General features: G+C 36.4%; 18 protein-coding genes. 2 read left to right on the top strand and 16 right to left on the bottom strand.

What is annotated here, in order from left to right:
• Positions 1 to 477: 477 nt before the first annotated feature.
• Genes FEZ13_RS16390 through lplA form a run of 5 tightly spaced genes read right to left on the bottom strand, consistent with a single transcriptional unit; the run spans position 478 to position 5,910 of the window.
• Positions 478 to 2,415, bottom strand: coding sequence for an FtsX-like permease family protein (locus tag FEZ13_RS16390; RefSeq protein ID WP_146553575.1), 1,938 nt, complete (start codon positions 2,413 to 2,415; stop codon positions 478 to 480).
• Positions 2,387 to 3,160, bottom strand: coding sequence for an ABC transporter ATP-binding protein (locus FEZ13_RS16395; protein ID WP_146553576.1), 774 nt, complete (start codon positions 3,158 to 3,160; stop codon positions 2,387 to 2,389). Before FEZ13_RS16395 ends, FEZ13_RS16390 begins: the two co-directional genes overlap by 29 nt.
• A 20-nt stretch (positions 3,161 to 3,180) precedes the next feature.
• Positions 3,181 to 4,170, bottom strand: coding sequence for a sensor histidine kinase (locus tag FEZ13_RS16400; RefSeq protein WP_146553577.1), 990 nt, complete (start codon positions 4,168 to 4,170; stop codon positions 3,181 to 3,183).
• Between the two features lie 3 nt (positions 4,171 to 4,173).
• Positions 4,174 to 4,878: a response regulator transcription factor gene (locus FEZ13_RS16405; protein WP_146547540.1), complete on the bottom strand. Its 705-nt coding sequence runs from the start codon at positions 4,876 to 4,878 to the stop codon at positions 4,174 to 4,176.
• Between the two features lie 39 nt (positions 4,879 to 4,917).
• The gene (lplA, locus tag FEZ13_RS16410; protein WP_146553578.1) at positions 4,918 to 5,910 is read right to left on the bottom strand and encodes a lipoate--protein ligase; all 993 of its coding nucleotides are present in this window, start codon (positions 5,908 to 5,910) and stop codon (positions 4,918 to 4,920) included.
• A gap of 139 nt (positions 5,911 to 6,049) precedes the next feature.
• On the opposite strand from lplA, the gene yhfH reads away from it, so the two are divergent.
• Positions 6,050 to 6,175, top strand: a complete 126-nt coding sequence (gene yhfH, locus FEZ13_RS16415) for a protein YhfH (protein ID WP_146547538.1) — start codon at positions 6,050 to 6,052, stop codon at positions 6,173 to 6,175.
• Between the two features lie 319 nt (positions 6,176 to 6,494).
• Here the strand turns inward: yhfH and FEZ13_RS16420 are convergent, their stop codons facing one another.
• From FEZ13_RS16420 to hemE, 10 genes are all read right to left on the bottom strand, one after another.
• Entirely contained in the window at positions 6,495 to 7,526 is a 1,032-nt protein-coding gene (locus FEZ13_RS16420; protein WP_146547537.1) for an LLM class flavin-dependent oxidoreductase, read from the bottom strand.
• 205 nt (positions 7,527 to 7,731) lie between these two features.
• The gene (locus FEZ13_RS16425; RefSeq protein ID WP_146553579.1) at positions 7,732 to 10,203 is read right to left on the bottom strand and encodes a YhgE/Pip family protein; all 2,472 of its coding nucleotides are present in this window, start codon (positions 10,201 to 10,203) and stop codon (positions 7,732 to 7,734) included.
• 67 nt (positions 10,204 to 10,270) lie between these two features.
• On the bottom strand, positions 10,271 to 10,840 hold the full coding sequence (locus tag FEZ13_RS16430; RefSeq protein ID WP_146547535.1) for a TetR/AcrR family transcriptional regulator: 570 nt from the start codon (positions 10,838 to 10,840) through the stop codon (positions 10,271 to 10,273).
• 254 nt (positions 10,841 to 11,094) lie between these two features.
• On the bottom strand, positions 11,095 to 11,586 hold the full coding sequence (locus FEZ13_RS16435) for a FixH family protein (RefSeq protein ID WP_146547534.1): 492 nt from the start codon (positions 11,584 to 11,586) through the stop codon (positions 11,095 to 11,097).
• 2 nt (positions 11,587 to 11,588) lie between these two features.
• The gene (locus tag FEZ13_RS16440; protein ID WP_146553580.1) at positions 11,589 to 12,980 is read right to left on the bottom strand and encodes a sensor histidine kinase; all 1,392 of its coding nucleotides are present in this window, start codon (positions 12,978 to 12,980) and stop codon (positions 11,589 to 11,591) included.
• Positions 12,977 to 13,660: a response regulator transcription factor gene (locus FEZ13_RS16445; protein WP_146547532.1), complete on the bottom strand. Its 684-nt coding sequence runs from the start codon at positions 13,658 to 13,660 to the stop codon at positions 12,977 to 12,979. Before FEZ13_RS16445 ends, FEZ13_RS16440 begins: the two co-directional genes overlap by 4 nt.
• Positions 13,657 to 14,619 (bottom strand): YncE family protein, encoded by a 963-nt coding sequence (locus tag FEZ13_RS16450; protein ID WP_146547531.1) that lies wholly within the window; start codon positions 14,617 to 14,619, stop codon positions 13,657 to 13,659. The genes FEZ13_RS16445 and FEZ13_RS16450 overlap by 4 nt, the downstream gene beginning before the upstream one ends.
• A gap of 182 nt (positions 14,620 to 14,801) precedes the next feature.
• Positions 14,802 to 16,241 carry a protoporphyrinogen oxidase gene (gene hemG, locus FEZ13_RS16455; RefSeq protein WP_146553581.1) on the bottom strand — a complete coding sequence of 480 codons (1,440 nt, stop codon included), beginning with the start codon at positions 16,239 to 16,241 and terminating at the stop codon, positions 14,802 to 14,804.
• Positions 16,242 to 16,259: 18 nt separating this feature from the next.
• On the bottom strand, positions 16,260 to 17,192 hold the full coding sequence (gene hemH / locus FEZ13_RS16460; RefSeq protein WP_146553582.1) for a ferrochelatase: 933 nt from the start codon (positions 17,190 to 17,192) through the stop codon (positions 16,260 to 16,262).
• A gap of 21 nt (positions 17,193 to 17,213) precedes the next feature.
• Positions 17,214 to 18,263 (bottom strand): uroporphyrinogen decarboxylase, encoded by a 1,050-nt coding sequence (gene hemE / locus FEZ13_RS16465; RefSeq protein WP_146547528.1) that lies wholly within the window; start codon positions 18,261 to 18,263, stop codon positions 17,214 to 17,216.
• Positions 18,264 to 18,781: 518 nt separating this feature from the next.
• Between hemE and FEZ13_RS16470 the strand changes: the two genes are divergently transcribed.
• A complete protein-coding gene (locus FEZ13_RS16470; RefSeq protein WP_146553583.1) occupies positions 18,782 to 19,297 on the top strand; it encodes an antibiotic biosynthesis monooxygenase family protein in 516 nt (171 codons plus the stop codon).
• 262 nt (positions 19,298 to 19,559) lie between these two features.
• Here the strand turns inward: FEZ13_RS16470 and FEZ13_RS16475 are convergent, their stop codons facing one another.
• Positions 19,560 to 20,786, bottom strand: a complete 1,227-nt coding sequence (locus FEZ13_RS16475) for an IS110 family RNA-guided transposase (RefSeq protein ID WP_146551745.1) — start codon at positions 20,784 to 20,786, stop codon at positions 19,560 to 19,562.
• Positions 20,787 to 20,947 lie beyond the last annotated feature (161 nt).

Below are 20,947 nucleotides of genomic sequence, written 5' to 3' on the forward strand. Positions count from 1 at the left end.
TGTTGTTATATCAACGTTTGCTAGAGTTTTTTCGTGTGAAAAAATTTTTTCTTGGCCAAGATAGAGTGAGAACTAGTTTGATATTTCCATTTGTTTAAATAAATAACAATGTCAGTGTACGCTACGCTAAAGCTAATTGGAAATGAATTAACTCTATTGCCATTATTTGATGCACATTAGATCTCTGCGATGCTTATGATGACGTACCCTCCCATGTCTCTTGGCGTCTAGCGCGTACATTCCTTCGTTCGGTCTATCCATAAGGCAGAGGCGGCTGGTTTGCTCCCGCTGGGAAAAGCGAGACAGTTGAGACCCTGCACGAGCGTAGCGAAGGAAGCGGCTCAGCGCTCGCCCGCATGAGTCGTGCAAGCCGTAGCGGAAATCAACGAATTCTCCCTATCTTCATGGATAAAATTGGATAATCAACACGCCTGCAATGCTTTTATTCTATATGAACAGGCAGTATCATCTCCATTTTCATATGGCTCTTATATGGGCTAAATAACGCCAACGGATTAGGTAGAAGTAACACAATTGCACACATGTAATAGCTGCTAATACAAGGAAAATCTCTCGTATTATCGATAAATCAGCAATTCCCTTCCAAAATACTTGTAATGCCATAAATGCAAAGGTGCTATGTAACATGGCTAATCCCCAAGGTAAAAAGAATTGTGGGATCAATTGACTATTGACGATTTTGCGTAATTCCTTATCTGTAATCCCCATTCTACGCAATGCATCAAATTGTTTTTTATCTTCTTCTAGCCCTGCGTATAGTTTAAAGTAAATAAAGCTCCCTGAAGCAAGGAAAAAAACGGTAGCAGCCAATAAGCCGATAAATAATAACAGCGCAAAGGTTGAACGTATAAAGGAATAATCCAACCCCGGATTTTCAAAATAGAAAGGCAGGTCGTTTTCATGATTGGTCATATACGCTTCTGTCATTAAAGCATCTAAATTTTGACCAATATCTTTTGTTTTCGTCCACTCAGGTACAGAAAATACAAAGATATGATTCGTAGACTGCTTGGCATTAGCGCCTACCATTGGCTCTTTAATCAACCGGAAATCTTCATCACTGACCACTATGACGTTTGTTCCAAGTTCAGTTGGTGAAAATAGCACCTTTGGATATACCTTATTAATAGATAAAGGGATGCTGTTTTCCTGTAAAACGGTTGTCACTTTTTTCCTTTTCAATTCATCAATGGAATCCATTGAATAGGGTAGGAACATTGCTTCACCCGCTTTCAAGCTGACTACTGGATAGCCAAACACAAGTGCAAGTCTATTAATATCTGTTTGTGTTAAAATCTTTACCGTTTTTTGTGTATTGGAGGATGTTTGACGTTTTACATCAAATTTATATAGATGATAACTAAGCCCTTTATCCTCTAGTTCATCGATTAATCCAGATATATGGTCTTTCTCATATGGATTATCTAATTTACTCGAATACACTAATCCTAAAGGGTTCAATTGATGATATTGGTGTGTAAATGTCGACATTGAGCTTAAAATGCCAACGGCCAAAAAAGCCAATGTAGAGACCATACACGAGATGAAAAACATTCTAGAGTTTTCTCGCATAACAGATGAAATTTTAGCCATTGAAACGATCCGATATTTATGCCAATACCATTTTCTATGTTTACGAATTTGGAATAATATGAAAGGAACAGAATCTGTAAAAAATAAGTAGGTTCCTATCATAGCAAATGGCGGTATCAACGTTACAAATACGACAAGATATTCTTTATTAATATTTGCCGCCATCACATACGCTGCAACTAACAATAGTAATCCTGCAATTCCTTTCCACACAGAGTATTTCGCTATTTGCTCATTGTGCCAGTATCCTCTCAGCAGACTAACTAAATTATCATCCTTGATAAACATGACACTGACAAATGAAATAATGATATATAGACTCGTAAACGTTACAATGGTCAACGCAAAAGGCTTCCAAGAAAAGTACAATGGCAAACTATCAATTTGCAAAATTTCTCTTACAATCATAAAGAAAAACTTTGAAAATGCATAACCAAAAATAATTCCGACAACAATTGCAGCAAACCCAATGATCATGGTTTCAAATAAAATCAGCTTATTGAGTTGTCTCTTTTCCATCCCTAAATGAAGTAAGATTCCAAATTCCTTAGAACGTGCCTCTAAAAATGCCCGCATCGAATAAAACAAAAAAAACAATGTAAAGAGAACTAAAATGACTTCCGCGACAAACATTCCTTGAAAGGCAATCTCTCGCAGAAATTCATCTTCCACTCTTGGATGAAACATCAGCATAGAATAGATGAAAAACACCATAACGGATGCCACACTAGATATAAAGAATGTCGCATAAATACGACGATTTCTTATCACATTACGGAAGGCGAACTGTCGAAAAGTCACCGACATGACCTCCTAGTAAGCTCAACACATTCAAAATCGCTTGGAAAAAGGTTTGGCGGTGATTATCTTTATAAATTTCATTAAAATATTCTCCATCCTTGATAAAAAGAACACGATCACAATAACTAGCTGCAATCGGATCGTGTGTCACCATTACGATTGTTGTGTTTTCTTGCTTATTAATCCTGCCCAATAAGCCAAGAACGTCTTTAGATGAATTAGAATCTAAATTGCCCGTTGGTTCATCTGCTAATAGCAACGAGGGCTTATGAATGATCGCTCTGCCGATTGCTGTTTTTTGAGCTTGTCCTCCAGATATCTCATTTGGGCGTTTTTCAAGAATATTTTCAATACCTAACTGATGTGCAACATCCTTAACCCTTGCTTGCATCGTTTCAAGATCCTGATCATCAAGTGTTAAAGGCAAAACAATGTTTTCTTCTACCGTAAGCATTTGAAGTAAATTAAAATCTTGAAAAACAAACCCTAGCTGACGTCTTCTAAAATAAGCTAAATCGTTTTTCTTTAAGTCATGAGGTTTTATGTCATTTATGATAATCTCACCTGATGTTGGAGTATCAATGGTGGAAATCATATTGAGGAGCGTTGTTTTCCCACTCCCTGATGGTCCCATCACTGCTAGAAATTCACCTTTTTCTACTTCAAAGCTGAGTTGGTTGATCGCACGATGTGTAACTTTTCCTTCATATACTTTCGTTACGTCTTGAATTTTTAAAATCGACATATATGATTACCTCAATTCTATTAAGAATGCTGGAAGGTTACCCGAATCGATGTACCTTGTCCCACTTCAGATTCTATTTCCAATTGATGACCGAGTTTATCACAAACCTCTTTCGCCAAATATAGCCCCATACCAGTCGATTCACTCGTTTTGCGGCCATTTTCACCCGTAAAGAATGCTTTTGTTACCCGTTTTAAATCAGATGGAGGAATTCCTATTCCTTCATCTTTAATCGTCAGTATCACTTGCTTATCCTTGACTACCGCAGATAAATACAATTTCTTACCGTCTTCAAAAGTATATTTTACTGCATTGGTGATAAATTGCCCGATGATAAACTTCATCCATTTAGGATCTGTAGGTACGATACAATCCTCTGCGATATCAATACTAGGGTACACATGATTCGTGATGAATAATCGTTTATTTTCATTGACAATCGCACTCACTAATGGACGTAATGCTACTTTTTCAATTTTCATATCCTCTTCAAAAGTATCTAGACGTGCATTCATCAAAACGGTTTCAAGACCATGCTTTAGCCGATCCACTTCTTCTTGGACACTGACTTTATCCAACTCTCCATCTTCTTGCAGGAGGAGTTCTAGCACACTAATCGGTGTTTTCATTTGATGCACCCATTGATTCATAAACTGAAGATGACGATTTTGTTGTGCATATAACGATTGAGCTTCTAGTTGGTAAATTTTATATAATTCGTGAATATACTTTTCTGTTGCAATATGTTCCGGGGTTTTTGCATTTTTTTGTAATGCATCCTCCATCGACTTAGGAAGTTGAAGTATTTTTTTATAGTATGATTGTTGCATAATATAACGTATACATAAAAAAGTAATCGTTAAAATCAGTGAAATAATAATAGAATAAATGGCCGTATCAACATTACGGAAACCATCTAACCAATATAATAAAAGAATAAATAACACAAGAAATATATCAAAAACAATGTAGCCACTATGGTCTTTTAAAAAAAGTTTAACAGATTCCATTTGTTATTGCTCCTCTTCACACAGAACAAATCGATAGCCTGCACCACGCACTGTTTCGATAGTAGATCGAACATGATAATCCGAAAGCTTTTTACGAACACGCGTCATATTGACATTTAATGTATTTTCATCTACAAAAGCCTGATCATCCCATAGTTCTTCTAATAATTTCTCGCGTGATACCACTTTTGGTGCTTGCCTCATCAATAATTCTAAAATGACGCATTCCTTCTTCTGAAGGGGGATTTCAGCATTCTTTGTATGTAACTCCATACGTTCAAGAAATAATTGTAGCTGACCTTGTTTGATTGTTCTTTCTTCTTGCTTGGTCGCATATTCTCCATAGGATCTTCGTAAATGACTTTTAATCTTTGCCAAAATGATTTCATAATTGAACGGTTTAGTGATAAAATCATCTCCGCCATTCTCTAAAGCAAAAATCTGATCCATTTCACCAGATCTTGCTGAGATGAAAATGATTGGACAAGTCGTCAACTGTCTTAGCTGACGACACCAATAATAACCATCATACGAAGGTAAGTTAATATCGAGCAAAACAAGATGAGGATTGAACGCTTGAAAGTCTTCAAGAATATTATCAAAGGATTCCACTGTCTTTACATCATAGTGATACTTACGTAACGTATCCGCCAATAATGTTGCGATTTTTACATCATCTTCCACGATCAAAATCCGATGTATAACCATTCTGTCACCCTCCATCTTTTATGTGCATTGCACATGGAACTAATAAATCAGTTTGATAAAGTCTTCTTTTGAAACGCCTCCAAAGTATGTAGAAACATCAATATTTTGGATAGCTTGAGAAATCTCATGAGGCTCATATCTTTTACCCTTCAGTGCATTTTCGATATCTGCCATATCCCCTACACCAAAGAAGTCACCGAAGATACGTACTTGTTCCATCATACCCCTGTTTACTTCTAAACGTAAATCGATAAATCCAGAAGAGAATTTCTTCGTACGTTGAACATTAAATTTCGGCGATTGACCGTAATTCCAATCCCATTGTTGATAACGTTCTTCAGATAATTTGTGTATATGGTTCCAATCTTCTTCTGTTAGCTCGTAATATTGAATATTCTCTTCTCCGCTAAAAACGGATTTTAATATTTCCATTTTAAATTCCTCGATCGTAATAGGTTCTTCCATGAAATTTGCAATATTTGCTACACGAGAACGAACGGATTTAATCCCTTTTGATTCGATTTTTTCTTTTTTCACCTTTAATGCAGCCACAACTGAATCTATATTAGAATCGAACATTAGCGTACCATGACTAAACATACGTCCTTTTGTAGTGAACATAGCATTTCCAGATATTTTACGTCCCTCTGCAAGAATATCATTTCGACCAGATAATTCAGAATCAATGCCTAAATTTTTCATCGCATCTACTACAGGTTGTGTGAACTTTTTAAAGTTCCGGAAAGATTCACCATCATCTTTTGTTAAAAAGCTAAAATTTAAATTTCCTAAATCATGATAAACAGCCCCACCCCCAGATAAACGACGAACAACAATAATATTATTTTTTTCCACATAATCTGTATTAATCTCTTCAATCGTATTTTGGTTTCTTCCTATAATGATTGAAGGTTGGTTGATATAAAAAAGTAGATAAGAATCTTTTTCAACATTTAACGTTTTTAACGCATACTCCTCAATCGCTAAGTTAATGCGTGGATCAGTGATTCCCTTATTATCAATAAAATACATATCTTTCACTCCTAAAATATAAGTCATCCATTATTTTAACTTAAAATTGAAATTTTGTATTGACATATGTGTCCGTGTTATAATACAATACACAATAAAGAAACAGTAATATAACAGAACCGACAAGGAGGGATTCTCTGTGTTAGAAAATGTTGTCGAGTTTTTCAAAAACTTACCTGACAAACACTGTTCAGAATGTGGTGAAAAAATCGAAGAACAAAGTGAGTGCTACACTAACACTTGCGAGCATTGTAACAGCCTTTAATCTTTTCCTAAATGTTTCATAAAAAATCCATTTAGTTGATTACTCACTCCTCATCACTGTCCGAACCGCAGATGATGAACTTATAAGTAAATCGCTTACACAAAAAAGCGGGAAGAGCCTGAACAACTCTTTCCGCTTTTTTATGTGCTCACTAAGTATGAAAGTTGTGTTTGATAACAATCATTAGCAATTTCCTATATAGCCGAGACCTAGACCTATAATAAGAACAAATTTTTAAGCTAGAGGATGTTCACAAAGTTGATACAATGGCTAATACATCATTAAAGAGAGATTATTTTCCCCCAAACTACAAACTGAATTATTTTATATATTGATTGACTTTCGGCATAATTTCTAACGCTAATAATTCAATAGACCGAGCAACCGTTTCAAATGGCTGTCCTCCAATGTCTAATTGTGCTAAAAACCTAGTATGTTCAAATAACTCATGTTGTTTCAGGATTTTCTCAACGATCTCATCTGGACTTCCTACAAATAGCGGTGTGTTGGGACTCGTCGCCTTTTCAAAATCTTCACGATCCATATGAAAAGCCATACCGTGTTGTTTATTGACATTTCCCCAATAGTTTCTATAATAAGCATAAAATTCATCACGAGCTTTTTGACCATCCTCCGCAAAAAAGCCATGACCAGTTATAGCCACTTTATAGTTTTCTATTGGATGTTTTGCAGCGATAAATTCTAGTTTATAAGCTTCGATCAGTGGAAGAAAATACTGTGGATTTCCACCAAGTATCACAAGTGCTAAACCTGTACCAAATCGTCCGGCTCTCCTCGCGCTTTCTAGTGTTTCCCCAACACCGATCCATGTCGGGATTTCCTTTGTTGCACGTGGAGAAATTTCTGCATTCTCTAATGGTGCTCGAAAATTACCGTGCCAGCTGAGCCGTTCTTCTTTATTTAATCTTTGCCAAAGCTCTAAATGTTCTTCAAACAATTCATCATAATGCTTGATGTCGTAGCCAAATAAAGGAAAAGATTCGATAAATGCCCCTCTACCAGCCATGATTTCAGCACGACCATCAGAAAGTAAATCTAATGTTGCAAAATCTTCGTATAATCGAACTGGATCAACTGTACTTAATACAGTTGTAGTACTGATTAACTGAACATTTTTAGTTTGCTGAGCAATAGCACTTAGTATAACTGGGACAGAAGAAACCGCATAATCTAAACGATGATGTTCCCCAACCCCAACGATTTGTAATCCTAGTTCATCTGCCAATTTTGCCGCTGCTAGTATTTCTTGAATTCGTTTTTTGGCTGATACTGTTTTTCCAGTTTGTGGATTAGTTTCAATATCAGCTAATGTATATATGCCAAACTCCATGATATCCCACCTCTATTTTCTCTTTTACGATTGTTCTATAAACATTCTATGTTCAAAACGCTCAAAAAAATGACTTCTTTTAGCTTACTTTTAGTAACTAACTTTATTTTAGTTATTAAATTATGTCAAGTAACTTAAATGATAAAAAAAGACCAGAAAAATTTCTGGTCTCAAATTTATAAGCGAATCCATTTTATCTTTTTTATTATTTTGCTTCTGCTTCTCTTGAGTGGCGTTTTGTATAAAGTAATACAAAATAGCCGCAGCTAATCCCTAAGAATACGACCATATATATGAATAAGATTCCACTATTCATACCAAAGAAGCCCATATCACCTGTTGAAATAGCCGCTTTGAAGCCTTGAACTGAATAAGTCATTGGTAAGAATCTATTAAATCCTTGTAAAAATTTCGGTATCACTTCTAATGGGAATGTACCTGCACTTGTCGTTAGTTGAAGTATAAGAATAACAAGAGCTAGGAATCGTCCTGGATTATCAAATAGCGAAACTAACGCTTGGATCAAAGCTAGATATGCATAGCTTGTGATTAATACCATCAAGATAAATGCTCCCACATTAGCAACTTCGATTTTCAAGGCAAATAATGCGATTATAACAACGATTAATGATTGGATTAAACCAACCACTGCTAATATAGCCGTTTTGCTTGCAAACCATGCGAAGCCATTTTTAGGTTTTATCGCTGGTTCCACTAATGGGAATACAATAGAGATTAATAATGCGCCTACAAATAAGCCAAGTGAGATAAAGTATGGAGCAAATCCTGTACCATAGTTTGGTACCTTGTTGATTTCTTGTTTCTCTACATCAACAGGCTCACCGACCATATCATATGTTTTTTGGGTTGCATTGACACTTGATGCTGTATCATGTGCATCTGCTAATTTTCCTTGTAGCGTGCCGGCTCCATTTTTCAATTTTGTTGTACCATCTGCAAGTTGTTTTGAACCATCCGCAAGTTGTGAGGCTCCACTTACTAATGATTGTGTTCCGTTATTTAATGTATTTAAGCCAGTTGCTAGTTGTCCTGATCCTGTTTGTAATTGTCCAAGACCAGTTACCAGAGATTGAGTACCATTACTTAATGTGCCTAGGCCCGTTGCTAATTGACTAGATCCATTTTGTAATTGTCCTAAACCGCCATTAAGCGAAACAAGACCTGTATTTAATTTTCCAGCTCCCGCATCTAATTTTTTGGCACCTTCTACGGAAGCACTCCATTTAGAAGCTAGTTCTTTGGTGCCTGCTGCCAATTGCTTTGTTCCAGGGGCTAATTGGTTGGCAACAGATGTATTCATCTTATCTAAATTTGTCGATACTTGCGCAGCGCCCTCTTTTAAAACTGTTAAATCTTTTGAAGTAGGTGCATTCATGTTGGCAACACTTTGATTTAGTTGTGTAGTACCAGCACTTAGATTGTTTGCACCTTCGTTAACATTAGTAGCGCCTGTATTGATAGCTGTTGCAGTTGCAAGTAATGCTTTTTCTTGCTCTTCTGGAAGATTCATCGCTTTAATTTGGGTGATTAATTGTTCTGTTCCGGCTGCAAGCGACTGTGTCCCTTTTGTTAAATCAGTTGCGCCACTATTAAGACTGGCAACACCCGTTTGTAAAGATGAAATTTGTTTTGGCATTTCACCTAAACCATCAACTAATTGTGAAACACCTGCTGATACTTGACTGGCACCCGGAGCCAATTTACCTAAACTAGCACTTAATGTACCAACGCTAGTATTTATTTGTTGCGCACCATTATTTAATGCATTGATTTTCGTTGTATTCCCTTCAAGTCCAGAAACAAACGTTGCCGTTCCCTTTTTTAAATCAGCTGAACCTGTTTGTAATTGACTGGAACCGCTTTTAGCTGATTTGATACCGTTTTGTAAATCTTCAGAGCCTGTTTTTGCTGATGATGCTCCATCATTTAATTGACCAGCCCCTGTTGCCGCTGAATCAATACCATTTTTTAAATCATTCGAGCCTTTTGCTGCTGATGTTACCCCATCCGCTAACTTTGTTGCACCATCTTTGGCAGATTGAATACCATCATTTAATTGATTGGCTCCTTTATCAAGCTTACCAGCACCATTTGCTAGTTTACCTGCACCATCAGCGGCGTCTCCGAAACCATTCCCCATTTTCTTTATGTTAGCGAATAATGTTTCGGCATAAGTTGCTGATACTTGTTTGTTTACCTCTTTGCGGACCAATTCTACTGCTGAATTACCAATTTGCCCACTTAAGAAGTTATAGCCTTCATTTGGTTTATAAATAATTTTCATTTGTTCAGGATTGTCTTCTAGTATAGAACTTGCATTTTTTGAAAAATCTTTTGGAATGACAATTTCCATATAGTAATCACGCTTTTCCAATCCTTTACTTCCTTTATTTTGCGATACTTCTTTAAATTTAAATTCTTTGCTATCGATTAAATTCTTTATAAGATCGTCACCAAGTTGCTTATTCTCACCGTCAATTGTGGCACCTTCGTCATTATTGACGACAGCCACTGGCAGTTGATCTAAGTGTGCATAAGGATCCCAAAATGCCCAAAGGAACATACCAGCATAAATGACAGGGACAAATAAAACAGCAATTATAGCAACTAATATTTTTTTAGAATGAAAGATTTTGCTCCATTCTGCTTTAATCACGATTTACTCCTCCTTTAAAACTAAATGACTAATTTCGTCAATCAGTCATTTTTCTATAAAAAAAGACTCATGGTAAGAGACCTCTTAAAATAGTATTGCGAAACAATGCTGCGATTCTTTCTTCGGATAATTCCGAATCATGCGTTGCACTCCAATCAGCTACAAATCCAATATACGCTTTAAATAACAGATATGCTACAAGTTCTGAATCACAGGGACGTAATTCTTTCTTATCGATAGCGATATTTATTTTTTCCGCAATATAGGAGACAATTTCTTTTTCCACACGCGCCAACATTGTTTTAACAGTAGGTGTACGAAGTTCTTTTTCTTCTTCTACTAATTTCGCATAAAGTTGGTGTACTTCTCTAAATTGTAAGATTTTCATGAGAACATTATGTGCATTTTCTTGAAATGGACAATTCGGTACAATTTCTTTTTCTGCTGCCAATATCATCTCAGAAATCATTCTAAGGACAATTTCTTGAAAAAGGATTTCCTTATTTTCAAAAAAAGTATAGATTGTACCTTTTCCAACGTTTGCGATTTTCGCTACTTGATCCATTGTTGTTGCTTTGTATCCAAAAAGGGAAAAGGATTTGTATGCTGCTTCTAGAATCTCTTGTTTCCGGTCCATGTTGGTTCTCACCCACTTTCGTCTTATAAAAATGACCAAAAAACCTTTTTGGTCATCTGGTCATTTATTTTACACTAATCACTTTTTAGTCGCAAGTTATTTTTATCTCGAATAACAGGCAATCATATCCCATCTTCAAAAATCCAATAAAAGCCAGAGAAATGGAAGAACAACTGCCTGTATATACCTGTTTGGTTCAACTAACATCCTATAAGGAAAGGAATTCCCGACTAGATGAAATTTCACTCTATCGATTAATGATCATCTTTTGCAGAATCGTCCATATCCATATTCATGCTTCCATCATCCGTGTCTTTTTTAACTTTGCTCATATCGGGATTTCCTGCAATGATTTTTTGTTTCGGCATGGTGTGTAAGCCTCGAGCTGTTGTATGTGCATACATATAATAAACACCATCATGATCAAATTTAGTTGTTGCCTGATAGAGACCGTCCTTGTCTAATTTTCCTTCAAACATTTTGCCATTATCACGGTCACCTGATTCCCAAACTTCAAATTTTACTTCATCAGCATCATCTACATTTTTTCCGCCTTGTGTCACATGAGCAATCAATTTTACGTCTTTTCCAACTTCTACTTTTTCAGGTGTTTGGATATCTACTTTTACTTCAACCGTAGTTCCTTCATTTTGCGATGTCGAATCATCTGTTTTAGATGTATCTGTATTGTTACAGCCTGCAAGTACCCCTGCCGCTACCGCTAAACTAATTAATACTTTTTTCATGACTAAAACTCCTCTAATATTGGTATTTGTATCGTCACAGTCGTTCCGATACCTAATTCGCTGTTAATATGCCATATTCCTTTATGGTATTTTACAAGTTGATCCACAATAGATAGCCCTAGACCGCTACCACCATCACTTCTACTACGAGCTTTATTGACTCGATAGAATCGTTCAGTTATATGCGGTAAATCTTCAGTTGGAATTCCCATACCATGATCTTGTACTGTAATAATGGCCATATTCTCTTCTCTCTTTGAGCTTAGAATCATTTCAGTTCCTTCTTCAGAATAGCGAAGAGCGTTTTCAATTAGATTGATCAAAATCTGTTTTATTTTTTCCTCATCTGCGTTAATAATAATTTCCTCATCGATTTCTGCACGTATACGAATTGCTTTCCGACTTGCTTGTTGCTCTGTAATTTGCACAACTTCCCGCATTGTTTCAGCCAGTGGTAACGGATATAAAGTGACGGATTCCGTTTGATTGACAGCTCTTGATAACTGTAATAGCTCATTTGTTAATTTTTCTAATCGATTTGCTTCACGGACAATGAGAGATATGGTTTCTTGTTTTTTGGATTCTTCGATAAAACCGTGCTCCAATGCTTCACCATATCCTTTCACATAGCTAATCGGTGTTCGCAATTCATGGGAAACAGTAGCTAAAAATTGCTTCTGCGCTTCATCTTCTTGCTGAATCGAAGTAGCCATTTTATTGAAAGTTTGAGAGAGCTGACCGATTTCATCTTTAGATTTCACTTCAACGCGTGTTTCATAATCCCCCTCCGCCATTTTTTCTGCTGCGTTTTGTAATTCTTTTAATGGTTTCATAATATGCTTGATACCTTTAAATACACCAAATCCGATCAAGAAAATAAAAATGGCTGCACTGCCTAATAAGATAAAGACTTCTTTTGAAGCCATTTCTGTTATTTTGGCAAGTGGGAAGTAAATATAGATAATGCCTTCCAATCGCTGTTGATCTGTCAATGGAATAATCACTGAGATCACTTGACGATCAAAGCGCTTCTCATAACCTTTTTTGGTAATCGTTTTCCCCTTCAAAAGTTGCTGTCTTTCATCTGCGCCGATTAATGTATCATAGTCGATATCAAATGGTACACACGCACTTAGTTCTCTAGGATTTCGGACTGCAAAGACATTCATGTTGGAGTACTCATTATAGTTTTCAATCTTTGCGATGAAGTCATCTGTTACTTTGCCGCCTGTATACATTGTTGACAACTTTTCGCCAATTTCAACCATTGAATTTTCAGCGTCTTTCACATAAAGCCCTTCATAAAGGAAGTCTGTAAAAACATACATAAATAATACGGTAAGCGCTAAAAAAGCCACAATTACTGTCCAAATTCTAGTGGATAATTTCTTCATTTTGAAACCTCAAATCGATACCCCAATCCCCAAACTGTTTGTATAAACTTTCCCGCCTCATCACCTAATTTCAAGCGTAAAGTTTTAATATGTGTATCAACGGTTCTTGTGCCTCCACTATAATGCAAGTCCCAAATAATTTCTAATAGTTGATCGCGCGTATAAACAACGTTTTCATTGTTCATAAATAAACGCAAAATCTCAAATTCCTTTAACGTTAATGGGATTACCTTTCCTTGTACATAAACTTTCCGCGAAACATCGTCTAACTCAATAGGGCCCTTAACAATCATTTTTTGAGGCTCTTCTATAACTTCTCCTTCAGTTCTACGAAGTACAGCCTGTATCCGTGCTACTAGCTCTGATGATGAAAAAGGTTTTACAACATAATCGTCAGCACCCATCGTTAGTCCCTTTACCTTGTCCTCATTCGCATCCTTGGCTGTCAAGAAAATAATCGGTACAGCAGTAACTTTTCTCATTTCCTTACATACGGTAAAACCATCCATTTGCGGCATCATGACATCTAAAATCACTAAATCCACATGCTGTTCTTTTAATAGTTTAAGTGCTTCTTGCCCTCCATTTGCTTGAAGTGATTGAAATCCAGATTGGCGCAACATCACATCAATTAAATTTCTCATATCTTGTTCATCGTCTACGATAAGTATTTTCGTCATTCTTCTTTCCCCCTTACAAGCAATTGGAAAGGCCCTTTATCTACATTGATCTTTTTAACTATTTTACCATTTTGCAGAAAATATACATGATGATCGTCATAACCAGCCACTACTACATAATCTTTAAATAGATTTACAGTAAATGGATTAGCACCAACTTCTGTTTTACGCAGTACTTTACCATCAAAACTTACTTCCGAAAGTGCACTATCCCCATGACTGATCACATAGACCTTATGATCGTTTTTGTCAAATCCAACTGGCATCATCGGTAATTTTATCTGCGACATTTTCTTTCCATTGTTTAGATCAAAAATATCGACTGTGGAATTTGGTTTAATCCCCTCACCATGTCCTCCTATCCAGAGTTGTTTGTTTTCAACGATCACCATACCATTTGATGATTTTTCGATAGTCCAATTTTTTACCGGCTTTAATGTATCGACTTGCAAAATTGATAATGTTGTATCTTTATAATTGATAACATATAGTTGTTTGTTATAAAGCATCATTGACATAGGATAATTGCCTACTTTTTGATCCTTCAGTAATTTTCCATGTTCATTATAAATTTCGACTCGATTGGTTTTCCCGTTCGCTAAATAGATTTTTTTATTTTTCTCATCATAAATAGCATTCGTAACACCAAGTCCTGTATCAATTGTGTATACCTGTTTTCCTGTCGATAAATTGTAAACAACAGCTTTTTTTAATTGGAACCCATAAAGCAGTACATATTGATGATGAATCAATGTAGCACCAGTATACCCTTCCTCTAATTTCCACGTTGTAAATACTTTTCCTTGTTCATTGATAAAACTGATTGATGGTGCTTGTATATTAACGGATGCGACAAAATCTTTCGTTTCAGGGATTGCAGGATATGTAGCTTCCTGACAGCCTCCCAGGATCATTGCAAAACTTAATATAAATAGAGTCCAAATTTTTTTCCAACTCACAAGCATCACCCCTTTTCTATTTTACTTTGTATTTGTGAAATATTAATGAAATATATTTAGGGAGATTGTGAACAAAGAATAGCGTTAATCTAACAATACAAATACACTTGTTCATTTTTATGTACCAAAGCAAAAAGGCACGAATGTTATGGAACAGCATTCGTGCTTTTTAATGTTCTAAGTTATTTTGCAGAAATCCCCTTTTGGGAACAACCTTGTTCTGTTTGGAAAATCGATGCCAAAATTTCTGACGCTGCATTTTCTCCCTGTAAGATACAATCGGTAAGACCAATACCTTCGTAAGAATTCCCGGCAAGACAAATCTCCGGATATAACTCACGTAATTCTTTTCTAGCCTGTTCCACCTTTTTTCGATGCCCTATTGTATAAGTTGGCATCGCATCTTTAAAACGAGACACCACTGTATGAATGGGCTTTCCATCAACTTTAAGAATACTTTGCAAATCCTGTAGTACAACTTTTTCAATTTCTGAATCAGATAGCTCAACAATGGACTCATCACCTGTACGTCCAACATAGCTTTTAAGTACTTCATAATTTTCAGGTATCATCTGCGGCCATTTTCGATGGATAAGGGAACAAGCAGTAATTGAATATTCACTATTTCGAGATACAAAAAAACCATTCCCATCAAACTTTCTCTTGATGGAGTTTTTAGGAAATATCATTGATACAGTCGCAAATGTATTGACAGGTATATCAAGCAAACTTTTCAAAATTCCTTCCCGTGCAAATAATTTCGTCGCTGCTTGATGTGAGGTTGCGACAATTACCCCATCAACAGGGATAGGATTTTGATTGTTTAATAATACCATCATACGATTCTGAACTTTTGAGATTCCTTCTACCCGAACACCCTTGTAAATAATGGCACTTTCTAATGATTTCTCTAAAGCAGTTATCAAGCTTTCTAAACCGCCCCTTAAAGTTCTACAAGTCCGATCCATACTACTCTCTTTTAGCTTGGCTGAACCTTTTTGAATGCTCCTGATCACACTACGGTGTTTCTTATAAACCTCAGCTAAATTAGGAAGCATTTCATGTAAGCTTAGTTGATCAATATCACCTAAAAAAGCTCTAGTTAACACGGGTTCGATCAAATTTTCAACCATTTCCTCCCCAAATCGTTTACGCAAAAACGCTCCTAACGACTGATCTTCACGCATGTTGGATGGAGGTAATAGCAAATCGCAGACAGCTCTAAATTTACCGCTCCATGAGATAACATCAGACTTAGCAAAAGGAATAATTTCAGTCGGAATTCCTAAAACTGAACCTTTTGGTATAACAGAAAGTTGATTATTTACAGCGACATAAGTTTTTCCAGGAACATTGCTAATCAGCTGATCAGCAATACCCAATTGTCTTGATAAATCTTCAATTACTTGATTTTTGTCAAAAAAGAAATCTGGACCCCGCTCAATGATAAAGCCATTTTTTCGTAATGTTTGAATCTTACCACCTAGTCTGTGAGTTGCTTCAATCAGTACGATCTCTAGTGGTAACTTCTGATTCCTTGCCTGTTGTTGCAAATAGAACGCAGCTGTTAAGCCCGTAATCCCACCACCGATAACGGCAACCCTTCGCTTTTGTTCAGTCACATCAATCATCACTTTCTATTAGGCATGAGCTAATGTTTTTCGCACAACATCTGCCAAAGCGCCGATAAATAACGGATTGTCATTTGGCATTGGAGGGCGATGGTATTTTGCACCTAGTTCTTTACATACTGTTTTACATTCATAATCATTATCATAAAGGACTTCTAAATGTTCTGCTACAAAGCCAACCGGTGTATAAACAAATGAACGATAACCCTTATGATGATATAAATCACGAGTTAAATCTTGAACGTCTGGACCAAGCCATGGATCCTTTGTTTGACCAGCAGATTGCCAACCAAATTCCATATTTTTTACGCCAGTACGTTGCTTAAGGATGTCAGCTGTTTCATGTAACTGATCTGCATACGGGTCACCCATTGCAATAATTTTTTCTGGCAGTGAATGTGCACATACGATTAAGCATGCTGTTTCGCGTTCTTCATCAGACATAGCGTCAAATTCTGCATTAATTTTTTCTGTCCAGTATTGAAGATATTTTTCTTCCTTGTACCAACTATCAATCGTATGAATGGTTAAATCACCAAGCTCTTTTGCTTTATCCGTCGCACGAATATTATATGATTTTGTTGAAAAAGAAGAAAAATGTGGTGCCAAAACAAGTGATACCGCTTCTGTAATGCCATCCTTATGCATTTGTTCTACTGCCTCTTCGATAAAAGGAGCAATATGTTTTAAACCAATATATAATTTATATTCAACTTCATCTTGTATTTCATTTAAACGTGCTTCTAATGCTTTCCCCTGTTTTTCAGTTGTTTCACCAAGTGGTGAGATTCCTCCAATTGCTTTATAGCGTCTACGCAAATCTTCAATATGTTCATCACTTGGGCGATGCCCGTGACGAATATGTGTATAGTAAGGAATTAAATCATCATCGGTTTTTGGTGTTCCGTACGCCATCACTAATAGTCCGATTTGTTTTTTCATTTTAAATCACCTCAGAAAGTATTATGAATGCGTCTTTATTTTTTTCGCACTATATTCATGTATAAATGATGTTAATCGTTTTAAAACTTCTGGATCAACAGATGGGAATACTCCATGCCCCAAATTGAAAATATGTCCTGGCACTTCTAAGCCCTGATCGATAATTTCTTTTGCACGAGCTTCAAGAATTGACCAATCTGCTAATAATAATGTAGGATCTAAATTTCCTTGAATAGGCTTTGTCACACCTATTGCACGTGCTTCTTTAATAGGAAGACGCCAATCCAATCCAACAACATCTACAGGAAGATCCTGCCAATCTAATACTAAGTGACTTGCACCTACGCCAAATAAAATCATCGGCACGCCTTCATCTTTCAATTCATTAAAGATACGTACCATAACAGGTTTGATAAAGATGCTGTAATCACGTTGGCTTAAAGCACCAACCCAAGAATCGAAAATTTGAAAGGCTTTTGCACCTGCTTTGATTTGTGCTTTTAAATCAGTAATAATCATGTCTCCAAGTTTATCCATTAAAACAAACCAAGCTTCTGGTTGCGATACCATAAATGATTTTGTTAATGCATAGTTTTTGGAAGGACCGCCTTCAATCATGTAACTTGCTAAAGTGAAAGGCGCTCCGGCAAACCCGATCAAAGGAACATCCAATTGTTCTTCGGTTAATAATTTAATCGTATCTAGTACATAAGGAACATGTTCCTCTGGATCAAATTGACGAAGATTTTTAACATCCTTTGCCGAGCGAATAGGGTTAGAAATAATAGGACCTAGTCCACCTTTAATCTTCACATCTACTCCCATACCATGCAGTGGTGTAACGATATCTTTGTATAAAATTGCTGCATCCACACCGTAATTTTGTACTGGTAAATAGGTCACATACGCACATAATTCAGGCTGATGTGTTATTTCTTCTAATGAATATTTTTCTTTAATCTTACGATATTCAGGTTGTGAACGACCTGCTTGTCGCATATACCAAACTGGTGTGTAGGCTGTCCTTTCACCTCGTGCTGCGCGTAAAAGCGTATCATTAAATGTTCCCATGAACAGTAAACCTTCCTTTCATCAATTCAGTAAATCCTTAATTCGACATTCATATCCATTGTTCATAATAGACGTTTCTTTAAGAGTTGTATAGTTCAACAATCTGATTGTTAAAAAAATGTATAAAATGATGACATCTTTTTGACAAGTGTCTAATTATGATTTTTTTTAATTTTAAGGATATACTATTATTGACTTTCTTTGGCAATATTTATACAGTTCGTTATATACCTGAAATAAAGTGAAACTCCATCAGTGGGGTTTTCTTCATCCCCCACTAAAAAAGAGGAACTCAGGTTAAAAGCGCCACGTCCTGTGGCAACACCTGAGTGACCAACATCTTGTTGTCCCGAACCAATCGGACTTTTACGGGCAGTTGATCCCCCATCGTTTCTCTCTACATCTTGAGAGGTCTTACTGCCCGTTAAAGCGGGATAAAGTAAATTTCACATACAGTAGTTCATGCAGGATTGAATTCATGAATGTTTTCTACTGAATTTACAATAGGAGGAATTCTTATGTATTTATATTTAACTTCTGGAACACCAGAATTTATGGAAAACTTGCAAAAAAAATATTCAAAAGAACATATGATTGTTTTATATGGCGAAGGGAATACAGTTCTTCTCCATGAATCCGACAAAAAAAGTGTCTTTACGACTCCGAGAAGTTATGAAATTCTTGGGAAGATCAACGAATTAGGCGAGCATGGCTTTTTCGTCATGAATTATATCCCTGTTAAAAGCGATAGTCGAAAATTATTTGAAGACCGCTTTTTAGATACCATTCGCTCGATCGAAAAAGAACCTGGTCTGGTCGCCTTTCGTTTACTAAGACCATTGCAAGATGAAACCTATATTGCGCTTACTGAATGGACTGGTCCTCATTCATTTGAAGCCTGGAAAGCATCGAATACCTACAAAATTGTCCATGAAAATGAAAACACTAATGGAGTCGACCGCAATAATATATTTACAAGTGCCCCTTATGTTAAAACATTTGCAACAAAACGCCCAGAAGATGAAAATGCATAATTTTCTAAAAGTCGAGTGATTTACTCGGCTTTTTTTGTTATACTCTATTTACATAAATATGAGTAAATTAATAAGATTACTTATATCTAGTTTTTTCATTTTAGACAGACTTGTGGTATTAAGTCAAGTATAGGATTGATAAAAGCTAGAGAAGAATTTCTAAAAAAGAGCACAAGAAACTAAACTTCAGAAAAAACAAACACTTGTTCTTATTTCTGAAGCTATCTTGAAAGGATATCAAAAGCAGTGGTTAGCTTTTGATTTACACACTCCTTTCTGGCATGTAGAGTTGGTGGTTGCGTAGTAGCACATCCACCAGACGCACTAGTTTTCTCGCAGTTAAGACAAGGGCTCTTTTATGTTTGTATTTCGGAACTTCATCATATTTCTTTAAATAATACGAACGGTAAGTAGCTTCACGAAGTTGTACAGAGTTGGCAGCTTCAACCATGTAATAACGAAGATACTGGTTTCCCGTTCGTGTCAGGGGTGTTCGTTCCGATTCAAAATTTCCAGATTGCGATTTTTTCCAGTAAAGACCGGTATATTTGGCTAATTGGGCTTCATTTTCAAAGCGTTCTATTTGTCCAATTTCCGCGATGATTCCTGCCGCGTATACGATGCCAATGCCTGGAACACTTGTTAAACATTTGGCTTCTGGAATAGCTTCGAATAAGGCGGCAATGCTTTTTTCTAACTCTTTGATTTGCTTTTTCAAGGTTTGAATCAATCGCACATAAGTGGCTAATACAACGTCTACAGAGTCTTGAACAACCTTACCTAGCCGGTAGGAATCACGTATGGCTTTCTTAATGGTTTTCGCTAATTGTTCTGGGTCACTAAAGCGGCCTTTCCCCTTTTTCTGAAGAAGGGTAGCGAGTGATTCCAGTTCCATTTCTACGATTTCGTCCAACGAAAGGGAGTCTGAAAGTATTTCCATCATCGTTGCACCAAAAACAGACGTATTTAACTCTTTCGATAGTGTATTACATTTGTAGTAAAGGTTTTCCAGAAAGTGTTGTTTACATTCTGTTAGTTGGTGAACGAGTTGATATCTGGAGCGTGTTAAACGTTGAAGGGCAACATATTTTTCCTCTTTGATAAGAGACTTATTATAACGCCCAATGCGTAAAAAATCGGCAATTCGAAAAGCATCTATTCTATCGGTCTTATCTTCTTCAAACAATCTTTTATACCGATGGATGGCCTTTGGATTTTGCACGACTACTTCAACATTTAAGTTCTTCAGTTCCTTATCTTCTGCTAGAAACATGGCAGGGTGGAAACTGTAGATGGAAGTAGACTCCATGCCAATGACAATTTTTTCATAATGGTACAACTGCTGAAAATGGAGAACATTTTCCTGAATGGCACTGGCCCCATTCACATCATTTGAAAGACAGATTTCTTTCAAAACGGTGTCATGACTATCAAGAAAACATACATCAAGTTTTTCAGAGCTTACATCAATACCTACGAATAGTTTCATGGAAAGGACCTCCTTTCTTTAGATGATATTTAGAAATAGCTTGGATACTGTGGGATTTCCCTAGAGTCCCAAACATACCACAACCTCGTGTATGAGTATTCAATGATTCCCTTCCCCTAAGCTGCCCTCCCACTACTCTGAGAGGTAAGTGAAGGAAATCG

It is taken from the genome of Rummeliibacillus sp. SL167 (assembly GCF_007896505.1).
Taxonomy (GTDB): Bacteria; Bacillota; Bacilli; order Bacillales_A; family Planococcaceae; genus Rummeliibacillus; species Rummeliibacillus suwonensis.

Bases quoted from the DNA above. Each gene is read 5' to 3' on its own strand.
- FEZ13_RS16395 (WP_146553576.1), bottom strand. From the start codon at position 3,160: ATGTCGATTTTAAAAATTCAAGACGTAACGAAAGTATATGAAGGAAAA.
- FEZ13_RS16400 (WP_146553577.1), bottom strand. From the start codon at position 4,170: ATGGAATCTGTTAAACTTTTTTTAAAAGACCATAGTGGCTACATTGTT.
- FEZ13_RS16405 (WP_146547540.1), bottom strand. From the start codon at position 4,878: ATGGTTATACATCGGATTTTGATCGTGGAAGATGATGTAAAAATCGCA.
- lplA (WP_146553578.1), bottom strand. From the start codon at position 5,910: ATGTATTTTATTGATAATAAGGGAATCACTGATCCACGCATTAACTTA.
- FEZ13_RS16420 (WP_146547537.1), bottom strand. From the start codon at position 7,526: ATGGAGTTTGGCATATATACATTAGCTGATATTGAAACTAATCCACAA.
- FEZ13_RS16430 (WP_146547535.1), bottom strand. From the start codon at position 10,840: ATGGACCGGAAACAAGAGATTCTAGAAGCAGCATACAAATCCTTTTCC.
- FEZ13_RS16435 (WP_146547534.1), bottom strand. From the start codon at position 11,586: ATGAAAAAAGTATTAATTAGTTTAGCGGTAGCGGCAGGGGTACTTGCA.
- FEZ13_RS16440 (WP_146553580.1), bottom strand. From the start codon at position 12,980: ATGAAGAAATTATCCACTAGAATTTGGACAGTAATTGTGGCTTTTTTA.
- FEZ13_RS16445 (WP_146547532.1), bottom strand. From the start codon at position 13,660: ATGACGAAAATACTTATCGTAGACGATGAACAAGATATGAGAAATTTA.
- hemH (WP_146553582.1), bottom strand. From the start codon at position 17,192: ATGAAAAAACAAATCGGACTATTAGTGATGGCGTACGGAACACCAAAA.
- hemE (WP_146547528.1), bottom strand. From the start codon at position 18,263: ATGGGAACATTTAATGATACGCTTTTACGCGCAGCACGAGGTGAAAGG.
- FEZ13_RS16470 (WP_146553583.1), top strand. From the start codon at position 18,782: ATGTATTTATATTTAACTTCTGGAACACCAGAATTTATGGAAAACTTG.
- FEZ13_RS16475 (WP_146551745.1), bottom strand. From the start codon at position 20,786: ATGAAACTATTCGTAGGTATTGATGTAAGCTCTGAAAAACTTGATGTA.